At 55.1% G+C, this 18,604-nt stretch carries 15 protein-coding genes; all 15 read left to right on the top strand.

The window, feature by feature from the left end; translation table 11 throughout:
* Window positions 1–271: 271 nt before the first annotated feature.
* Window positions 272–1,162 (top strand): DUF2167 domain-containing protein, encoded by an 891-nt coding sequence (locus NST23_RS24420; protein WP_340964771.1) that lies wholly within the window; start codon window positions 272–274, stop codon window positions 1,160–1,162.
* Window positions 1,163–1,336: 174 nt separating this feature from the next.
* Complete coding sequence (locus NST23_RS24415) at window positions 1,337–1,948, top strand: DedA family protein (protein WP_340964769.1); 612 nt, start codon at window positions 1,337–1,339, stop codon at window positions 1,946–1,948.
* Window positions 1,949–2,069: 121 nt separating this feature from the next.
* On the top strand, window positions 2,070–2,624 hold the full coding sequence (locus NST23_RS24410) for an amine oxidase (RefSeq protein ID WP_254456828.1): 555 nt from the start codon (window positions 2,070–2,072) through the stop codon (window positions 2,622–2,624).
* A gap of 95 nt (window positions 2,625–2,719) precedes the next feature.
* Window positions 2,720–3,376, top strand: a complete 657-nt coding sequence (locus tag NST23_RS24405; protein WP_340964766.1) for an HlyD family secretion protein — start codon at window positions 2,720–2,722, stop codon at window positions 3,374–3,376.
* Between the two features lie 12 nt (window positions 3,377–3,388).
* On the top strand, window positions 3,389–4,948 hold the full coding sequence (locus NST23_RS24400; protein WP_340964763.1) for a DHA2 family efflux MFS transporter permease subunit: 1,560 nt from the start codon (window positions 3,389–3,391) through the stop codon (window positions 4,946–4,948).
* Between the two features lie 36 nt (window positions 4,949–4,984).
* Window positions 4,985–6,130: an HlyD family secretion protein gene (locus NST23_RS24395; RefSeq protein WP_122966552.1), complete on the top strand. Its 1,146-nt coding sequence runs from the start codon at window positions 4,985–4,987 to the stop codon at window positions 6,128–6,130.
* Window positions 6,131–6,342: 212 nt separating this feature from the next.
* The gene (locus NST23_RS24390) at window positions 6,343–7,407 is read left to right on the top strand and encodes an AAA family ATPase (protein WP_122966553.1); all 1,065 of its coding nucleotides are present in this window, start codon (window positions 6,343–6,345) and stop codon (window positions 7,405–7,407) included.
* Between the two features lie 3 nt (window positions 7,408–7,410).
* Window positions 7,411–9,216 carry a DUF2201 family putative metallopeptidase gene (locus NST23_RS24385; protein WP_340964760.1) on the top strand — a complete coding sequence of 602 codons (1,806 nt, stop codon included), beginning with the start codon at window positions 7,411–7,413 and terminating at the stop codon, window positions 9,214–9,216.
* A 139-nt stretch (window positions 9,217–9,355) separates the two neighbouring features.
* Complete coding sequence (locus NST23_RS24380) at window positions 9,356–10,777, top strand: sigma-54 interaction domain-containing protein (protein WP_340964758.1); 1,422 nt, start codon at window positions 9,356–9,358, stop codon at window positions 10,775–10,777.
* 58 nt (window positions 10,778–10,835) lie between these two features.
* Entirely contained in the window at window positions 10,836–11,945 is a 1,110-nt protein-coding gene (locus NST23_RS24375) for a DUF917 domain-containing protein (RefSeq protein WP_122966766.1), read from the top strand.
* Between the two features lie 3 nt (window positions 11,946–11,948).
* A complete protein-coding gene (locus NST23_RS24370) occupies window positions 11,949–13,322 on the top strand; it encodes a hydantoinase/oxoprolinase N-terminal domain-containing protein (protein WP_340964754.1) in 1,374 nt (457 codons plus the stop codon).
* 487 nt (window positions 13,323–13,809) lie between these two features.
* Window positions 13,810–15,135 (top strand): purine-cytosine permease family protein, encoded by a 1,326-nt coding sequence (locus tag NST23_RS24365; RefSeq protein WP_340964752.1) that lies wholly within the window; start codon window positions 13,810–13,812, stop codon window positions 15,133–15,135.
* Between the two features lie 25 nt (window positions 15,136–15,160).
* Window positions 15,161–16,258, top strand: coding sequence for a DUF917 domain-containing protein (locus tag NST23_RS24360; RefSeq protein ID WP_122966769.1), 1,098 nt, complete (start codon window positions 15,161–15,163; stop codon window positions 16,256–16,258).
* On the top strand, window positions 16,255–17,832 hold the full coding sequence (locus tag NST23_RS24355) for a hydantoinase/oxoprolinase family protein (protein ID WP_340964749.1): 1,578 nt from the start codon (window positions 16,255–16,257) through the stop codon (window positions 17,830–17,832). Before NST23_RS24360 ends, NST23_RS24355 begins: the two co-directional genes overlap by 4 nt.
* A 41-nt stretch (window positions 17,833–17,873) precedes the next feature.
* Window positions 17,874–18,590 carry an aspartate/glutamate racemase family protein gene (locus NST23_RS24350; protein ID WP_340964748.1) on the top strand — a complete coding sequence of 239 codons (717 nt, stop codon included), beginning with the start codon at window positions 17,874–17,876 and terminating at the stop codon, window positions 18,588–18,590.
* The last annotated feature ends 14 nt before the right edge of the window (window positions 18,591–18,604 follow it).

Genomic DNA, 18,604 nt, shown 5'->3' with positions numbered 1-18,604 from the left:
CATGGTGGCGACCCACTGTTCCCCATCATTCATGGCTTCACCCGACTCGTCCGTGGTTCATATGGAAAACAGCATAAATGCAGCCAGGTTTTTGTGTGAAAAACGCCCTAGAGATAATGAGAAATAAGTAACAAGAAAACAAATAAATAACCAATTATATCCAGTTAATTTGAATCAATTTTCCCTGTAATTTCTAAATTCTCTTTGAAATAGGAAAATGATCCCGGTAAGATGAGGAGGTTCTTGAATAAACAGGATTGAGGGGTCAGGCATGAAAAGACGAAGTTGGCTATCATTTTTAGTTGTAAGCATGTTTGTGTTCGGAAGTGTCCTGCCTGCGAGTGCGGCAGGGAACTACAACGTTGTCGAGAGCGGAACGAAAGTAGAAATGGAAGGGAAGTTCTCCTTCACAGTCCCGGAAAATATGATCTTTCTCAATAAAGACGACACGATCAAAATGGAGAAAGAAAATGGCGACATCCCGACCATGAACGAAATCGGGAGCGTCCATCCGATCGAAGACAGCGAAAATTGGGCGTTGTTTATCGAATACGAAGACACCGGACATATTAGCGACGACGAGCAAAACGAAATCGATGCCGAAGAACTGCTGCAAAGCTACAAGGACGGCACCGAGGAAGCGAACAAGCAAAGACAGCCGGAGGAGCAGTTTCATGTGATCGGCTGGAATGTAAAGCCGTCCTATAACGCGGCGACGCATGAACTGGAATACTCCATGCTTGCGGAAACCGCGCAGAAAACCCAGTTTTTGAACTACAAGCTGCAAGTTTTGACGCGTACCGGCCATGTTTCTTTCATTCTTGTGACGGACGTTCCAGCGCTCGCGAAGGACAAGCAGACATTGCGGGAAAAAATCTTGAAAAACTTCGTCGTAAAAGAAGGCCAGCGCTACAGCGATTTTGACGCCAAGACAGACAAGGTCGCTGAATACGGGCTGACTGGCTTGATTCTCGGAGGCTTGGGCGTTGCCGCTGCGAAGAAGCTGGGCTTCCTCGCCCTGATTCTCGCCTTTGCCAAAAAAGGTTGGATTATTATCGTCGTGCTGTTGGGCGCGATTGGCGGCTTCGTGAAAAAGCTGTTCAACAAAAAGAAAAACAACGCTGCATCGACCGATTCGGACGAGGAAAAACCGTCCGCGTAAAAGCTCGACAAAACAAAGAACGATTGCCAAAAAGACAGCCGGATTTTTCGCTTTGGGCGAGAACGAGGCTGTCTTTTTCATGCGGAAAGGGAGAGCGGAAAGGGGCGAATCTCGCAAAAAAATCAAGAATGACAAGCAGGCAGGAGGGAATACAATGGAAGAGGAAAACGTTTTTTGGAGGTAGCCGTGGAACAGCACCTGGACTTTTTTGTGATGAAATACGGATATGTGGGCGTGTTTTTTTCGCTTGCGCTTGGGGTGATCGGGCTGCCGATTCCCGATGAAGTCTTGATGACGTATACCGGATACGCTGTGTCGCGCGGGGTTTTGCAGATGCCGTTTGCCGTGCTGAGCGCTTTTTTGGGAGCGGCGGCAGGCATCACCGTCAGCTACTTGATCGCGTCCAAATGGGGGTTGCCGCTTTTGCTCAAAGTGGGGCCATATTTGCATTTGAATCCGAAAAAGATCGAGTCCACGCAAAAGCTGTTCGCCAAGTACGGCACCTTTTTATTGATTGTCGGCTACTTTTTGCCGGGTGTCCGCCACATCACGGCTTACTTGGCAGGGATGTCCGGGATGAAGTATCGCGTCTTCGCGGTGTTTGCCTATACGGGAGCTTTTTTGTGGAGCATCACTTTCTTGCTTTTGGGCAGAGCGCTGGAAAAAGAATGGTTCAAAGTCACCGTCTATGTCAGGCATTACGGCTTGACGTTTTTGCTGATTGGCGGGGCGATTGCCATTGCGTGGTACTTGTTGATGAAGTACAGACAAAGCTTGAAGACATGACAGGAAAAAAATGTTGAAAAAAGGCTTTACAAACCGACGGTCGGTTTATATTATTAGATCAGAAGCAATGATTGATTTCATCATTCATAAAAAAGGTGACGAGGAGAGTTGTACCGTGATCATGACTTTGTTCTGGATCTTTATCGACTTGATCCCATTTATCGTAGCGTTTCAAGTGCAGCCGCCGACACTCGGGTTTGCCATCGGCTTCGTTCTCGCCCTGCTGATCTATTTGTTCCAGAAAAAGCGATTCGGGGAAGTGACGACGATTATCGCGATCAAAGTATTTTACTTCTTTTGCGGCTTCTGGATTGCCTTGTTCTTCCCGGCGTTTCATCTGTTCGACTTTACCCAATTGTTCATGTACGCGATTCTTGCCCTGGCAGCCATCTGGTCGCTGTGCATCAAAAAGCCGTTTACGCTTCAATACGCGAAAAAAGTAGTGCCGGAGAGCTTCACCACGCATCCGCTGTTTCTCGCCTCGAATTTTTGGTTGACACTTATCTGGGCTGTTGTGTTCGCACTCTCGCTCGTTTGCTCCGTACTGTTTGCGCTCGCGATGATTTCCGGAGAAACAGGCGTTTTGCTGGTCAATATTTGGAACATCGTCGGGATCGCCGCTACCATCCTCGTGCGTCCAGTAGTGAAGCGTTACTTTTTGAAAAAGCAAGCCTGAGACGAGGCATCGCATGAACGTGCGAGCCTGATATTTTACCCACTCACAAACCGACAGTCGGTTTGTGAGTGCGAACAAGGAGGCAATCACCTGTTATGGAAAAGAAAAAACGCAATCCGAAGCTGATTTTGGCCGCCGTTTTTCTGCTGGTCGTCGCTGTAGTCGGCTACTACGGTTACCAGAGCTATTTTTACGTCAAAACGGAAGATGCTGTCGTGACGGGCGAGATTTACAAAATTGCCCCCAAGGTGGCCGGAAAGCTGACGCATGTGACGGTCGATGTCGGCAGTCAGGTGCAAAAAGACGAGATCGTGGCTGAACAGGAGCAAGTCAACGCGGCAAGTCCGACCCAGGTGGACAGCTTGATGGTCCGTTCCCCGATCGACGGCGTGATTTTGCAAAGAGCCGCCAAGGAAGGCGAGGTCATTGGGGCAGGCAACACGTTGGCGCTGGTCGTCGACAAGCGGAAGCTGTACGTGGAAGCACATGTGGAGGAAGCAGAAGCGGGCTATATCCAGGTCGGGCAGCCGGTCGATATCGTGCTGGATAAATACCCGGGGCAAACGTTCCGCGGAACGGTCAATCGCATCGGCGAAGCCACCCAGTCGACATTTTCCTTGCTGCCGCCAGTGAATGCGAGCGGAAACTTCACCAAAGTAACCCAGCGTATCGCTGTAAAAATTACGCTTGACGAGGGGCCGTACGATTTTCAGCCAGGTTTGAATGCCAATGTGTCCATCCACGTGCGATAAGGATGTGTAGCGATGAGTCCTCAAGAAAATTTTTGGCCGGGTGTGTTTGCGATCGTGCTTGGTACGTTCATGGCTGTGCTCGATACGAGCATCGTCAATGTGGCGATTCCGGAAATGATGAATGTGTTCGGGGCGTCGACGGAGGAAATTCAATGGGTCGTGACCAGCTATACATTGACGATGGCTGCTGTCATTCCGCTGGCCGGGTTTTTGGGTATCCGGTTCGGCATCAAAAAAAGCTATCTCGCCAGCCTGTTCCTGTTCACACTCGGTTCGCTGCTGTGCGGCCTGGCTGTCAGCAACGGGACGATGATCGCGGCGCGAATCATTCAGGCGGCAGGCGGCGGACTGATGATGACGATCGGGCAATCGATGATTCAATTCGTCGTCCCGCGCGAAAAAATCGGCCCAGCCATGGGAGTATTCGGCATCTCGGTCTTTGTCGCTCCCGCTGTCGGGCCGACGTTAAGCGGCTATTTCGTCGAGCATCTCGACTGGCGATTCATTTTCACGGTGAACATTCCGTTTGGCATTTTGGCGATGTTTCTGGTGTGGCGCTGTTTGCAGGAAAGCGAAGCGAATCGCAAACAGCCTTTTGATCTGCAAGGGTTTGTCTGGTCGGCCGTTGCGCTGGTGAGTCTTCTGCTCGCCGTGACGAAAGGCGAGGAGTACGGCTGGGACTCTTTTACGATCGTATCGTTGCTGATGAGTGCCTTGATCTGCGGGTACATGTTCGTGATGCGAGAGCTGTCGACGGCTCATCCGCTGGTCGATGTGCGGTTGTTCGCCAATCGGCAGTTTACGCTCGGTCTTTTGGTAAACAGTCTGATTATGGTCGGCAATTTCGGCGTCATTTACCTGCTGCCGATCTACTCGGAGAACATGCTCGGTCGCACGGCGATGGATACCGGGCTGATGATGCTGCCGCAAGCGATTGCCTCCGGGATCGTCACGCCGATATGCGGCATGCTGGCGACGCGCATCGGTTTGAAGCCTTTGATTGTCGTCGGTCTCGTTTTATGCATCGTGCCCGGATATTTTTTAACCCAGGTCGATTTGAACACCAGCATGTCGACGATTCACTGGCTGCTTGCCTTGCGCGGGATCGGACTCGGCATGTGCCTGATGACTTCCATGCAAATTCCGCTGGTGGCCGTGTCTGAGCCGGAACGAGTGCCCGCAGCTTCGGTAATCACGAATATTTCCCGGCAAGTGGCTACCTCGATCGGCATTGCCGGATTGATTTCCTTGTTTACCAGAAGAGGCGCGGTGCACGCGGCACAAATGGGCGAGCAGGTCACGACCACGCGGCAATCCGTCGTGGAGACGCTGTCCCAATGGCAGCAAATGTACGTGGCAAAAGGCATGTCGCTTTCGGAAGCCTATTCGTCGGCTGTCGGATTGCTCGGTCAACTCGTGCGAAAATACGCGGCAATCGCTGCGCTGCAAGACAGTTTGTTCGTGGCGGTTCTCGTGCTGGTAGCGGCGTTTTTGATCATGCTGATTGTGAAAGAAAACAAGGCCGCGCTGCAAGCAGGCCAAGAAGCGAGTCGTTCGGCGATCGTAGATTGATCGATTTTTCCCCATCACTTATCAGGAGGGTTTCCCATGAAAAAGTATAAACAGCGGCTGGCTGTATTGGCAGGAAGCGTCGCAATGATCTGCCTGGCCGGTTGCGGATCGGTGCAGCCTGTGGCATTGTCGACAGACACTGTCCAAGGGGCGCAGGCGACAGCGAAAGAAGCGGGGACGCATGTGTTCAGCGGAAAAATGGTCGGGATTGAAGAGGTGACGATTTTCCCCAAGACAGCGGGCAGAGTGAAAGCCGTTCTTCACGATACAGGCGACCGGGTAGAAGCAGGTGCTCCGCTTGTGGAGATGGAGACAGTCGAGCTTGCGGCGAGTTTGAGCATGGCCAAAGCGGAGCTTGCCATGGCACAGGCGAAGTGGGAGGAAGCGAAAAAAGGGCCGAGGGCGGAAGACTTGCAGTACGCAAAAGCGGGCTGGCAACAGGCTGCAAGCAAGTATGAAGAAGTGAAAAACGGCAAGCGGCCCGAGGAGCTTTCCCAGCTTGCAGCGTCCGAACAGTCGGCGAAATCCGTCTACGAATCTGCCAAAGCCAAGTATGCGCGGGCCAAAGCTTTATACGAGCAAGGCGGCCTTTCCAGTCAGGGGCTGGACGATGCGCAGACCGCTTTGGCGCAGGCAGAAGCGCAGTACGTGCGTGCCGAAGAAGAGGTAAGGCTGGCCAAACAAGGGGTAACGAAGCCGGCGCTGCAATCGCTTGCCTCCAATGTCGACCAGATGAAGGCGATGTACGACAAAACGAAGAACGGGGCGACCAAGGAGCAGATTGCCCAATACGAGGCCAGCGTGCAGAAGGCGCAAGCAGCGGTAGCCAATGCCCAGTACCAGTTGGATAACGCTACGCTGAAAAGTCCGATCAGCGGCTACATCAGTACGAAAAATGTGCAGGCAGGCGAAATGGCGAATGCAAACACAGCCGTTATGAGCGTGGTCAACACGGATCGGCTGTATGTCGTCATCGGCGTTTCCGAGACAGACATTGCTCGCTTTTCCCCTGAGCAACAAGTCGATGTGGCGATTGAGGCGATCGGGCAGCACGTCCAGGGGAAAGTGGCGCGAATCAGCCCGAAAGCAGACCCGGGAACGAACATGTACACGGTGAAAATTGTCGTGAGCAACGCAAAAGGCAACCTGCGCTCAGGCATGACAGGGGTCGTCTCGCTTTGATCGCATCGGAAGGAAGTCGCGAAAGGTACGAAGAAAGCTCGCAGCAGCGTGAAGGCAATAAACGCTGCTGCGAGCTTTTTTCCTTGCCTGCTGTCCAGACATCTTGTAAAATTAGGAAATATTTGTGGTGTGACGGTCGCTAAAGCCAATGGAATACACGAAGGAAAGAGGTCGATTGCCGCTAACATTATTCGAACAAGAGAGGTATTGGAATGAATCTAGCCATCAACGTAACGCAAAATCAACTGATGGACGTGCTGCTCAATGTAGCTGTGGCCCGTCCCGTCTTTATTTGGGGAGCGCCGGGGATCGGGAAGTCCGCCCTTGTTGAGGCGTTTGCCCAGCAGGTAGGCTTGCCCTGCGTCTCTCTTTTGGGAAGTCAGCTGGCACCGGAAGATATTATCGGCGTCCCGCAAATTGTGGACGGCAAAAGCCGCTTTTGCCCGCCTGCCCAAATCGCGCGGGAAGAGCCGTACTGCCTCTTTCTCGACGAGCTGAATGCGTGTTCGCAAGAGGTGCAAAAAGCGTTTTACAGTCTGATTCACGAGCGCAGAATCGGGGATTACCACCTGCCGGAAGGGTCGATTGTGATCGGGGCGGGAAACCGTGCCCAGGACAGCGCGATTGTCAAGCCGATGTCGTCGGCGCTGATCAACCGGATGTTTCACGTGCAGCTGCTGGTTTCCCACGAGCAATGGCTGAATTGGGCGTACACAAACGGGATTCACTCGTACGTTCTGCAATTTTTGGAGGTGCGTCCCGATTATTTGTGGTCGCAGCCGCCGAAGACGGAAGAACCGTTTTCCACCCCGCGTTCCTGGCATATGCTGTCGGACGCGCTGCATGAGTTTGGCGATGGCCTGACTAGCGAAATGGTCGGTGTGCTCGCGTACGGTTGCCTGACGCCGCAGCATGCCGCGCAGTTCAAGGCTTTTCACAAGAACCTGCAAGGCAAGTACCAGCTTCATCGCATTTTGGAAGGAGAGACTTCTTTCCCGAGTGCGCCTGAGGATCGGGATGTGCTGTACTTTTTGGCCGATTCGTTCCGCGCCCAGATCAAAAAAGAGCTGCCGCAAGACAAAGCTTCCGTAAGCGATTTGCACAAGCGGTTTGCTCACCGGGCCAAAGCTTTGCTCAAGGATCTTTCGGCGATCTCGCTGGAGATGGCGCAGATGGTCGTCGCCCGCCACGACGACGGGGATGGGCTGCCGGACTGGTTTGTCGTTGAAGTCATCCGCGATTTGCCGCGCCTGGCTCTGGACAGAAAGGGCAAGTAGCCGATGGGAAAAGGAGCGAGAGCAAACACCGATCCCGCGACGCAAAACTATCAGCAGGCCGTCCAGTTTTTGGCGCATCATCCGATGTTCGGGCCGCTGTTCTCCCGCGCCGACCTGTTTCGCAGGGAGCACAATTTATGCCCGGACAACGGCTGGGCAGTCGTGACCAAGCACGGGAGCATACACGTCCATGCGAAGCGCAGGGGAGAGGTTGAGGAATGGATTTACGTCCTCGCCCATGCTCTGCTGCACCTTGGGTTTGGGCACTTTGTAGAAAAAAAGCATCCTGCTCTGTGGAACATCGCTTGCGATTGTTACGTCACCCGCTTTTTGAAGGACATGAAGCTGGGGAAGCCTCCTGCCGAGATGTCCTACGAGCTGGAGCTGTCCGGCAAGAGCGAGGAAGAGCTGTACGAATGGTTTGTCGAGCACGGCGTTCCCGAGCATTTGAAGCTGTTCGGAACAGGCGGGGAAAGACAGCCGGATATGCTGTTCACGGACAAATACGTGCGGTACAACTACAACCGGGACGTGAAGTGGGAGCGGCTTCTCGGCATCGGGCTATCCCAAGCCGTCCAGAGCGCTGTGAGCGTGGCGGGAGGATATGCCGATGCGCTGGGCAGCGAAGCGGTCAAGCTGACGGATGCGCAAAAAGCCAAGCGCTGGTTCATCAATCACTACCCGTTGCTTGCTTCGTTGGCCAGCCATTTCACGATTATCGAGGACTCCCTGATCTGTCAGCGCCTGCAAATATCGGTGGCTGCCATCGATGTGAACGCCGGAGAGATTTTCATCAATCCGGCGGCAGGGCTGGACGAGGAAGAATGCAAGTTCGTGATGGCGCATGAACTGCTGCACGCGGGCTTGCGCCACCATGAGCGTTGTCAGGGCAGGGACCCGTACTTCTGGAATGTAAGCTGCGACTACGTGATCAATCAATGGCTGATGGAGCTTGGAGTGGGGCGGTTTCCGCAGATTGGCGGGCTGTACGATCCCGAGTTGAAAGGGCTGTCGGCCGAAGCCATCTACGACCGCATCGTCACGGATATGCGGACGTACCGCAAGTTGTACACGCTCAGAGGAATTGGCATGGGCGATATTTTGGACGGAGATGATCCGCGCTTTTGGGAAATGGGGCCGGGCACGACGCTGGATGACTTTTACCGCAGTGCCATGTCGCAAGGTCTGATCTATCACCAGGAGCGGGGCAGGGGGCTTTTGCCGGCAGGATTGGTGGAAGAAATCCGCGCCCTGGGTCAACCGCCGATCCCGTGGGATGTGCAGCTGGCACGCTGGTTCGACGAGCATTTTCCGCCATTGGAAAAGAGACGCACGTACGCTCGCGCCAGCCGCAGGCAATCCTCCACGCCGGATATTGCCCGCCCGGCCTGGGCGCATATGGAGACGGAGCAGCTGGCGCGTACGTTCGGAGTCGTGATCGACACATCCGGGTCGATGGGAACGAAGCTTTTGGGAAAAGCGTTGGGAGCGATTGCGAGCTACAGCGAGGCGCGCGATGTTCCGTATGCCCGTGTCGTCTTTTGCGATGCGCAAGCGTACGATGCCGGGTATCTTTCGCCCGACGACATCGCGGATCGCGTGAGCGTCAAGGGGCGCGGCGGTACGGTTTTGCAGCCGGGCATCGACCTGCTGGAGAAGGCCGACGATTTTCCCAAGGATGGTCCGATTCTCATCATTACAGACGGGGAGTGCGATCGGCTGCGGATTACGCGCAGCCATGCGTTCATGCTGCCAAAAGGAAGTCATCTGCCTTTTGTGGCGAAAGGCCCGATTTTTCGGATGGAATAAGGAAGCAGCATTGAAGCACCGTAATGGCGGTGCTTTTTTGCGTGGAAAAAACTTGGTGCAGGCTTTTGCTGGAACACGGGAGTGGCATGAGCTATTCTGTATAATAAATCTGAAAATATCGTAAACGGGGAGTGCAGGGATGACAGGACAGGAGAGCAAGGACAGAAAACTGCTGCTGCAAGAAGTCGAAGGGCTGTTGACGTTCATCGGCCAGCCGGTGCTGGTTGTGGATGCAAACGGTCGCGTCATGCACGCCAATCATGCGGCCGAGCACGTATGGCAACGTTCCCTGGCTGTCCTTTTGACGAAAAACTTGCAAGCTTTCGCGCCTTCTGCCAAGCTGCTCGACTTTGTGAAAAAGGGCAAGCCGCTGCGCGATTTTCCCGTGGAGATTGTGGACGGGAGCGGAAAACGCCTGCCTTGCCTCTGCCGACTGCATCCGTTGTACATCGGGCAACAGCCGGAAGGAGCGATCTTGCAGTTCACAGAGCAGCGCAAGGAGTCGGAGCAGGAAAAAAATCGGCGCTATGTCACGCGCTATACGTTTGCCGACATTCGCGGAAACAGCGCGGCGATCCGGGCGCTGAAAGACTCGGCAGCCAAAATTGCCAAAAGCGATTCGACGGTTCTGATTCGCGGAGAGAGCGGGACGGGCAAGGAAGTGCTCGCCCAGTCGATTCACGATGCCAGCTCGCGCCGCAGCGGGCCGTTTGTCGCCATCAACTGCGCGGCGATACCGGAAGCCTTGTTGGAAAGCGAATTGTTCGGCTACGAGGAAGGGGCTTTTACCGGAGCGAAAAAAGGCGGCAAGGCAGGGCGGTTCGAGCTGGCTTTGCACGGGACGCTGTTTCTCGATGAGATCGGGGATATGCCGCCGTTTTTGCAGGCCAAGCTGCTTCGCGTCCTGCAGGAGCGGCGAATCGAGCGGGTGGGCGGCTCGGAAAGCATCCCTGTCGATGTCCGGCTGATCGCAGCCACGCACAAGGATCTCGATACGATGATCGTCAGCGGTCAGTTTCGCGAGGACTTGTACTACCGCTTGCACGTCATCCCGCTGCACGTACCGCCGTTGCGCGAGCGAAAAGACGACCTGTACGACCTGATCCACTACTATTTGAAGCTGTTTGCGGACAAGCTGGGCAAGGAATCGAAGCGCTTTTCCGCCCAGGCGTTGAAATGTTTGATCGACTACCACTGGCCGGGAAACATTCGCGAGCTGGAAAACACGCTGGAATACATCGTAAACCTGGAGATCGGCGACCTGGTGACGATCAGCAGTTTGCCTGCGATCATTCGCGGGAATCGCACCAGTGAAGAAGCGCTTGCTGTCCTGCCGCAAGCGCCGTCCGTGGCTGCGTCTGCGTCTACGCATGCGTCTGTCTCGCCAGACGCTGTACCCATCCGACTGGGCGATTCAAGCGAGCAAGCGGAGGTACAGCTTCTGTTGCAAGCGATCCAGCAATTTGGCAAAAGCACCGAAGGGAAGCGGAAGGCTGCGGAGTTTTTGGGCATTAGCGTCGCTACCTTGTACAGACGCCTGCAAAAAATCAATCGCAAGTAGGCTTCTCCCACGCTGACAAGGGCATGAGGATATTCAACGAGAGGGAGTGGAGAGTGGCATGTATCTGGAGGAAAAAGACGTGGACTCGATCGCGTGCGGAGCGATGTTTCTCGGCTCTGGAGGAGCTGGCGACACGACCGTTTTGCAAATCATGGCGAAGCAGGCCATTCACGACAACGGCCCGGTCCGGCTGCTCTCTCCTTTCGAGCTGCAAGACGATGCATGGGTCGTCTCGATGTCGATGATGGGCTCGCCCGCTGTCCATTACGAAAAAATGATGTCAGGGCATGAGCTGATCATGGCGCTTCGGCTGCTGGAAGAAGAGAAGCAGATCAAGGCAAGGGCGCTGATCGCTCTGGAAATCGGGGGCATCAATGCGATCACGCCGATACTGGCGGCAGCGCTGACGGGCTTGCCGCTGGTCGATGCAGACGGGATGGGCCGGGCTTTTCCCGAGTGCCAGATGACGACGTTTCACGCTTTTGGAGCCGAAGCCAGGCCGTTCATCATCTGTGCCGACAACGGCAAGTGCCAGCGCTACTTGCATCCGTCCACGATTGAAATCGAGCGGGCGGCGCGGATTTCCATGACGAACATGGGCGGTTCGGTAGCATTGGCGAGCTTTCCCATGACAGGCAAGCTGTTGCAGGAAGCCGCGATCCATCATACGTTTTCCGTGTGCAAGCGAATTGGCGAAAGCGTACTGGCGGCAGGAAGCAGCGTGCAGCGCGTCTACAGCAGTCTGGCGGCGGAACTGCAAAACTCGATCTACGGCAAGCCTTGCAAGCTGATCGAAGGCAGGATCGTCGAGCTGCAACGTTATTTGCAGGACGGCTTTTTGCGCGGAGAGCTGCTGGTGGAAGGAAGCGGCTTTCACCATACGGAACAAGTCGAGATCGAGTTTCAGAGTGAATACTTGCTGGCGAGACAAGGAGAGCGGATTGTTGCCACTGTGCCCGACCTGATTTGCATTTTGGAAGCAGACAGCGGTCTTCCGCTCATGATCGACGAATTGGAAAAGCAGATGAAAGTCTGGGTGATCGCCATCCCGTGCCCGATCATCCTCCGTCACCCCAAGATGCTCGATTTCGTGGGGCCGTGGAACTTCGGGGTAGGAGACAGCTACGTGCCGGTGGAACAGCGGTTTTCCGAGGAAGGGAGCGGGTGAGCGATGCTGCGCTTGGGAATTGACGTCAGCGGTTTGCACACAGATGCCGTGCTGATGGATGAAAATGCAGCGATTGTCGCGACTGCCAAGGTGCGCACCTCACCGGACATGCTGTCGGGCATCGCGGAAGTTTTGCAGGCCATCTTGCGGGAAAACAAAGCGTGGAGCAGCCAGATCGCGGATGTCATTATCGGGACGGACTACTTTGAAAATGCGCTGCGCGAAGGAAAGAAGCTGGCAAAAGTATGCTCCATACGCATCGGCCAGGCGAAAAGCATGATTCCTCCGCTGTACGGTGCCCCTGTCCGGTTGCAGGAGGCAATCGGTCTGAGCTCTTGTCACGTATACGGCGGCCATGAGCTGGATGGAAGTGTTTCTTTGCGCCAACTGACGCGGGCGGAAGTCGAGCGGGAGCTGCGCGACCTGGATGCTGGGCAGGCAGAAGCTTTTGCGATAACGGGAACCTTTTCCCCTGTCAGTCATGCGCATGAAATCCAGGTGGCAGAGTGGGTCAGGGAGATTTGCGGCGAGGAGCGGCCCGTGGCTCTGTCGCATGAACTGGGCAGCATCGGCTTTTTGGAAAGGGAAAACGCGACGATTCTCAATGCCGCTCTGTCAAAGCTTACGCACGACTCGCTGTCAGGCTTGCGGGAGCTGCTCGACAGGCAAAAGCTTGCGGCGGAGATTTTTTTGACGCAGAGCGACGGCTCATTGCTCACGTACGAATCGGCTTTGCGCCACCCGATCCGCACGTTTGGCGCCAGAATCTCGGACAGCTTCCGCGGCGCCGCGCTTTTGACCCGGATGAATGACTGTATCGTCGTCGATGTGAGCCGGGAAAAGGTTTGCGTCGGTGTGCTGGAAGGCGGCTTTCCCAAAGAAAGCAGGCGCAATCAAAAGCTGGCGGGAATCCGCCTCAATTTGCAGATGCCGGATACGGCGCTGATTGCGCGCGACGGGCATGAGACGGTCGACGATGATTTGCTGGATGCGGTCTATCACGCGATCCAGCGCTTTCAGCCGCGCTTCGAGCCGCTTCCGATCGTGTTCGTCGGGCAAGAGAGCGAAGCCTTGGCTGCCTTTTTCAAATACCCGTGGTCTGAGGTGGTTCACCCGCCTGCTTATCCTCATGCCAGCGCGATTGGCGCATGTATAGCGCCCGTCAGCGGCAGCGTCGACCGGATTTACTGGCTGGTGGGGGAAGGAAAGCGGGAACAGATCATCGAGGTGGCAAAAGCGGAGGCGATCCGATCTGCGATCCAGGCTGGGGCTGTGCCGGAGACGGTGTTTGTGCAGTCGGCAGAGACGATCCCGCTTTCGTATATGCCGACGCGCGCCTTGCGCATGAGGGTGAAGGCGATCGGGCAGAGGCGGTAAAAGCGGAGAGAGCGATAAGAGCTGACAGGAAGCGGCTGGCGGGGCTTGGCCGTTTCCCCGTTTTTTCGCACAAGCCATTTTCTCAAAGTGATAAAACTGCGAAAATGTGAGAAAGTATGAGAAATGAAGAGAAATAACGGTTTGTCATCAAGGAGAGCTTCGCTGCTTTTCCAGACTGCTCCCGAAATTTTCAACTATATTTTTACAAATATGATAAAAACAGATGCAGCGAATGTAGCTCGCATCTGTTTTTTTGTGCGTATAAGCGAAAACGGGTTGGCATGGGATTTGCTTTTATAAAATTTTCAGATAATACAAAAATCTATCCCTGATTCGTCAAAGGAGCTGCCGCAACATTATCGAGGAAAGCGAGGGCCGCATGAAGCAAGGCTGACAAAGACTTTTGGACAACGGGCAACACTTTTTTCGCACTTATTCCCTTATTAGATGGATAGGCACACAAACAACATGAAGGAGGGTGAATGTGATGGCGGGTCATTCCAAGATGGCAGACGATTTCTCGCTCACGCGCGTGCCAAAAGAGGCGCGGGTGCCGATGTGGGAAATCCTGGTCATTCGCATCGGGGCTTTTACATCGTTGAGTCAGTTTATTTTGGGGGCGGCGCTCGGATACGGAATGACGTTCTGGGATGCGGCACTGGCGAGTTTGCTGGGATGTATTTTGCTGGAGGTCATTACGTTTTTGATCGGGATCGCGGGCATGCGGGAAGGGCTGTCCACGAGCATGCTGACCAGATGGACCGGATTCGGCAAGTACGGCTCCAGCATGATCGGTTTGGTGATCGCCGTGGCGACGATTGGCTGGTTCGGGGTGCAAAACTCGATCTTCGGTCAAGGGCTGAACGATGCGCTTGGTGGAGCGCTTGGCTTTCCGCTGTCAGCCACGTTGACGGGGCTGTTCGTGACCGCAATCGTCGTTTTCGGCTTCAAATGGCTCGGGTTGACAGCCAAAATCGCGGTGCCAGGCTTTTTGCTCGCGGTTGCCTACGGGATTTACAACGTGTTTGAAAATCACTCGCTCAGCGAGTTGATCGCGTCGGCTGCTCCGGGACCAGCCTTGACATTGGGCACAGCGGCGACGATGGTGGCTGGCAGCTTCATGGTCGGTGCGGTACTCACTCCCGATATGACGCGGTATTGCCGAAGCGGCAAGGATGTCCTCTGGTCCACCTTGATCTCGGTTGTGATCGGGGAAATCGGAATCAACCTGATTGCCGTGCTCATGGCGCATGCGGTCCAAAGCAGCGACGTCGTGACGATTGCCTTGCAGACGTCCGGCTGGCTCGGCGCAGCCACAGTCGTGTTTGCCACGGTCAAGATCAACGATATCAACTTGTACTCGGCATCGCTCGGGATCACCAATTTTATCGACTCGATTTTTGGCAAAAACGTCAATCGCGGCTTCATTACGTTGGTCGTCGGTGTCGTAGGGACTGTGCTGTCTGTGCTTGGCATTTTGGATCAGTTCGTCAACTTCCTGATTTTCCTCGGGGTGTGGGTGCCGCCGATTGCGGGGATCATGGTCGTCGACTACTTCATTTTGAAGCGCAGCCGGGCCGTCTTGGAGGAGAGCCGCAAGCGAGGCGCCTTGCCTGACACTTGCGAATCGATGAATCCAGTTGCGCTTGCGGCGTGGGCGCTTGGCTTTTTCACAGGCTACTTGTTTGACTGGGGCATCCCGTCAATCAATTCGCTCGTTGCCAGCGGGATCGTCTACTACTTGGGCATGAAGCTGTTTGGTTCCGCACCAGACGCCAAGCTGACGAAATCAGATTTGAACTGCGCTGGCTGACATTTGCAGAAAAGGAGAGATCATCGTGAGAAAAATCGGTAAGCAAGAAATTGAAGACATCGCTGTCGGTGCAGCTTTATTGGGCACAGGAGGGGGCGGCGATCCGTACATCGGCAAGCTGATGGCCCTGCAAGCTGTAGAGGAACATGGGCCGATTACGCTGCTGTCTATTGATGAAGTCCCGGACGATGCGCTGGTGGTGGCGTCAGGGGGGATGGGCGCGCCGACCGTTTTGGTTGAGAAAATACCTTCCGGGCACGAGATTTCCCAAACATTCAAAGCGCTGGAAAAGTACATCGGAAAAGAAGTATTCGCGACTTATCCGATTGAAGCGGGGGGCATTAACTCGATGCTTCCGCTGGCTTTGGCCGCTCAGCTCGGCTTGCCTGTCATTGATGCGGACGGCATGGGCCGCGCCTTCCCGGAGCTGCAAATGACGACGTTTTATCTCGATGGCATCTCTGCTACGCCGATGGTGCTGGCGGACGAGAAGGGCAATGTGACGATTATGGACACGATCGACAATGCGTGGACAGAGCGGATTGCCAGAAGCGTTACGGTGCAAAAAGGCGGCGCGGCGACCTCCGCGATTTATCCGATGTCAGGAAAAAATTTGAAGGATAGCGGCATCCACGACATTTTGAGCCTGGAAGAACAAATCGGCCGCGCCATCCGCTTGTCCAAGGAAGCCAATCTTGACCCGGTGCAAGAAGTTTTGAAGCTGACGAACGGCTTTGAGTTGTTCGCCGGAAAAGTCGTGGACGTCCACCGCAAAACAGAGGGCGGTTGGGCGCTTGGCACAGCCCATATCGAAGGATTGCGCGAATACAAAGGCCAGACGGTCGAGCTGCGCTTCCAAAACGAACATTTGCTGGCGAAATCGGGAGAGCGTCTGCTTTGTGTCACTCCCGACCTGATCGCGGTCGTCGACTCGGAGACGGGTTTGCCAATCACGACAGAAGGCTTGCGCTACGGGGCGCGTGTCGTCGTCATCGGCATGCCATGCCACCCGAAATGGCGCACGGAAAAAGGCATTCAAACAGTGGGGCCGCGCTACTTCCGCTATGACACGGACTACGTTCCGGTGGAAGAGCTGGTCGGGAAAGGAAGTGTTGCGAAATGACGTACCGGATTGGAATCGACGTAGGCGGAACCCATACAGACGCTGTCCTTTTGGACAAAGATTACCAGGTGTTGGCCCAGACGAAATGCTCGACGACAGAAGACGTCAGTTCCGGGATTTACGCGGCGATGCGCGAAGTGATCGCGCTCTCGGGCGTTCCGCGCGAGCAGATCACGTACGCGATGCTCGGCACGACCCATTGCACCAACGCGATTGTGGAGCGGAAGCATTTGAACGAGATTGCCGTCATTCGCATCGGAGCACCGGCGACGCTGGCGATCAAGCCGCTGGTAGGCGTGCCGGATGACCTGCGCGGACACTTGGGCAAACGGGTCTACATCGTGGCAGGCGGGCATGAATTTGACGGCAGAGAGATCGTCAAGCTGGATGAAGCCCATTTGTATGCAATCGCGGGCGAAATCAAAGGCAAAGTCGATTCGGTAGCGGTGACCTCCGTCTTTTCGCCAGTATCGAAAGAACACGAGCTGCGTGCAGCGGAAATTTTCCGCGATGTACTCGGGGATGACGTGCCGATCTCGCTTTCCTATGAAATCGGCAGCGTCGGCTTGTTGGAGCGGGAAAATGCGACTATCCTGAACGCGGCGATTGTAAACGTGGCAAAATCAACGGCTTTGGGCTTTTTGAGTGCGCTCAAGGCAGAGCAGGTGGAGGCACGCGTCTTTTTCGGGCAGAACGACGGAACATTGATGAGCATCGAGTACGCGATGAAGTACCCGATCCTGACGATTGGCTGCGGGCCGACGAACAGCATCCGCGGCGCTTCCTACTTGTCCGGGCTGGAAAACGCGCTGGTCGTGGATGTGGGCGGAACGACGACAGACATCGGCGTCCTGGTCAATTCTTTTCCGCGCGAGTCCTCGCTGGCGGTCGAAATCGGCGGCGCACGGACGAATTTCCGCATGCCTGACCTGATCTCGATTGGCCTCGGCGGCGGGACGATTGTCCGCGTGCAGGCTGACGGGCAATTTTCAGTCGGGCCTGACAGTGTCGGGTATCGGCTGCCGCAAAAAGGGCTGGCGTTTGGCGGCGATACGCTGACGACGACAGATGTCGTCATTGCCCTGGGCAAAGCAAACCTCGGAGATGCCGAAAAGGTAGCGCATCTGGATCGGACATTGCTTGAACAGGTGTACAGCCGCATGGTCGAGATGGTCGAGGAAGCGATCGACAAGATGAAGACGAGCAGCGAGCCAGTTCCGGTCATTCTCGTCGGGGGCGGCAGCATTTTGTTGCCGGATACGCTCAAAGGCGCTTCGCAGATCATCCGCCCGGAAAACTCTGGCGTTGCCAACGCGATTGGAGCGGCGATCGCCCAGATCAGCGGACAGATCGATCGCGTCTTTTCCCTGGATGAAAAAGGCCGGGCAGAGACGTTGGAGCAGGCGAAAAGCATTGCCGTAGAGGAAGCGATTGCCGCTGGCGCCGATCCAGCGACGGTGGAGATTGTGGAATTTGAAGATATTCCGCTCGCTTATCTCGGCAATGCCACACGCATCCGGGTAAAAGCGGCGGGCACACTGGCCGGGGTTTTGCAAACGAGCGACAGCAACTAAGCTTCTGAACAACCTACATCACTAAAAAAGAGGGATGACGGATGAAGATCAGAGTGATATTGCCCACGATTATGGATACGTTTAACCAGGAGGTGCAGCAGGAGTTTGCGCAATATGTGGGGAAACAGGTCGAAGTAGACGTGTGCCACCTGGATTACGGGCCAGCGTCCGTAGAAGGCGAGTACGACGAGGCTCTCTGCATCCCGAATCTGCTGGAAAAGGCGATTGCTGCGGAACAGGAGGGCTGCTCCGGCGTCATCAGCTTGTGCTTTGCCGATCCGGGCGTGAAGGCTGCGCGCGAGGTCGTAAGCATCCCGGTCGTGGGAGCAGGGGAGTCGTCCATGCTCATCGCCAGCATGCTGGGAAAAAGCTTTTCGGTTGTAACCGTACTCCCGCATGTGATTCACATGATCGAAAACGTCAGCAAAACGACAGGGGTCAACAGCAAGCTCGCATCTGTCCGCTATGTGGACATTCCGGTGCTGGATTTGGTGGACAAGGCGAAAATGGAAGACGCCTTGTTCGCGGAAATGGTGCGGGCGATTGAGGATGACAAGGCGCACGGACTCGTGCTTGGCTGCACGGGAATGCTTGGCGTCGCCGCCTCGCTCCAGGAACGGCTGAAACAACACGGCTACGAAGTGCCTGTCATCGATCCGTCGTTTGCCTCGGCGAAAATGCTGGAAAGCCTGATCGCCATGGGCGTCAAGCAAAGCAGGCTGACCTACATGCCTCCGAGACAAAAGTGGCAGAAATAATTTGCAGACTGGAA

This window comes from Brevibacillus sp. FSL K6-0770 (genome assembly GCF_038000275.1).
In the GTDB taxonomy this organism is placed as follows: Bacteria; Bacillota; Bacilli; order Brevibacillales; family Brevibacillaceae; genus Brevibacillus; species Brevibacillus parabrevis.
The sequence above is the reverse complement of the archived record's forward strand: the minus strand, read 5'-3'. Positions and strand labels throughout refer to the sequence as shown.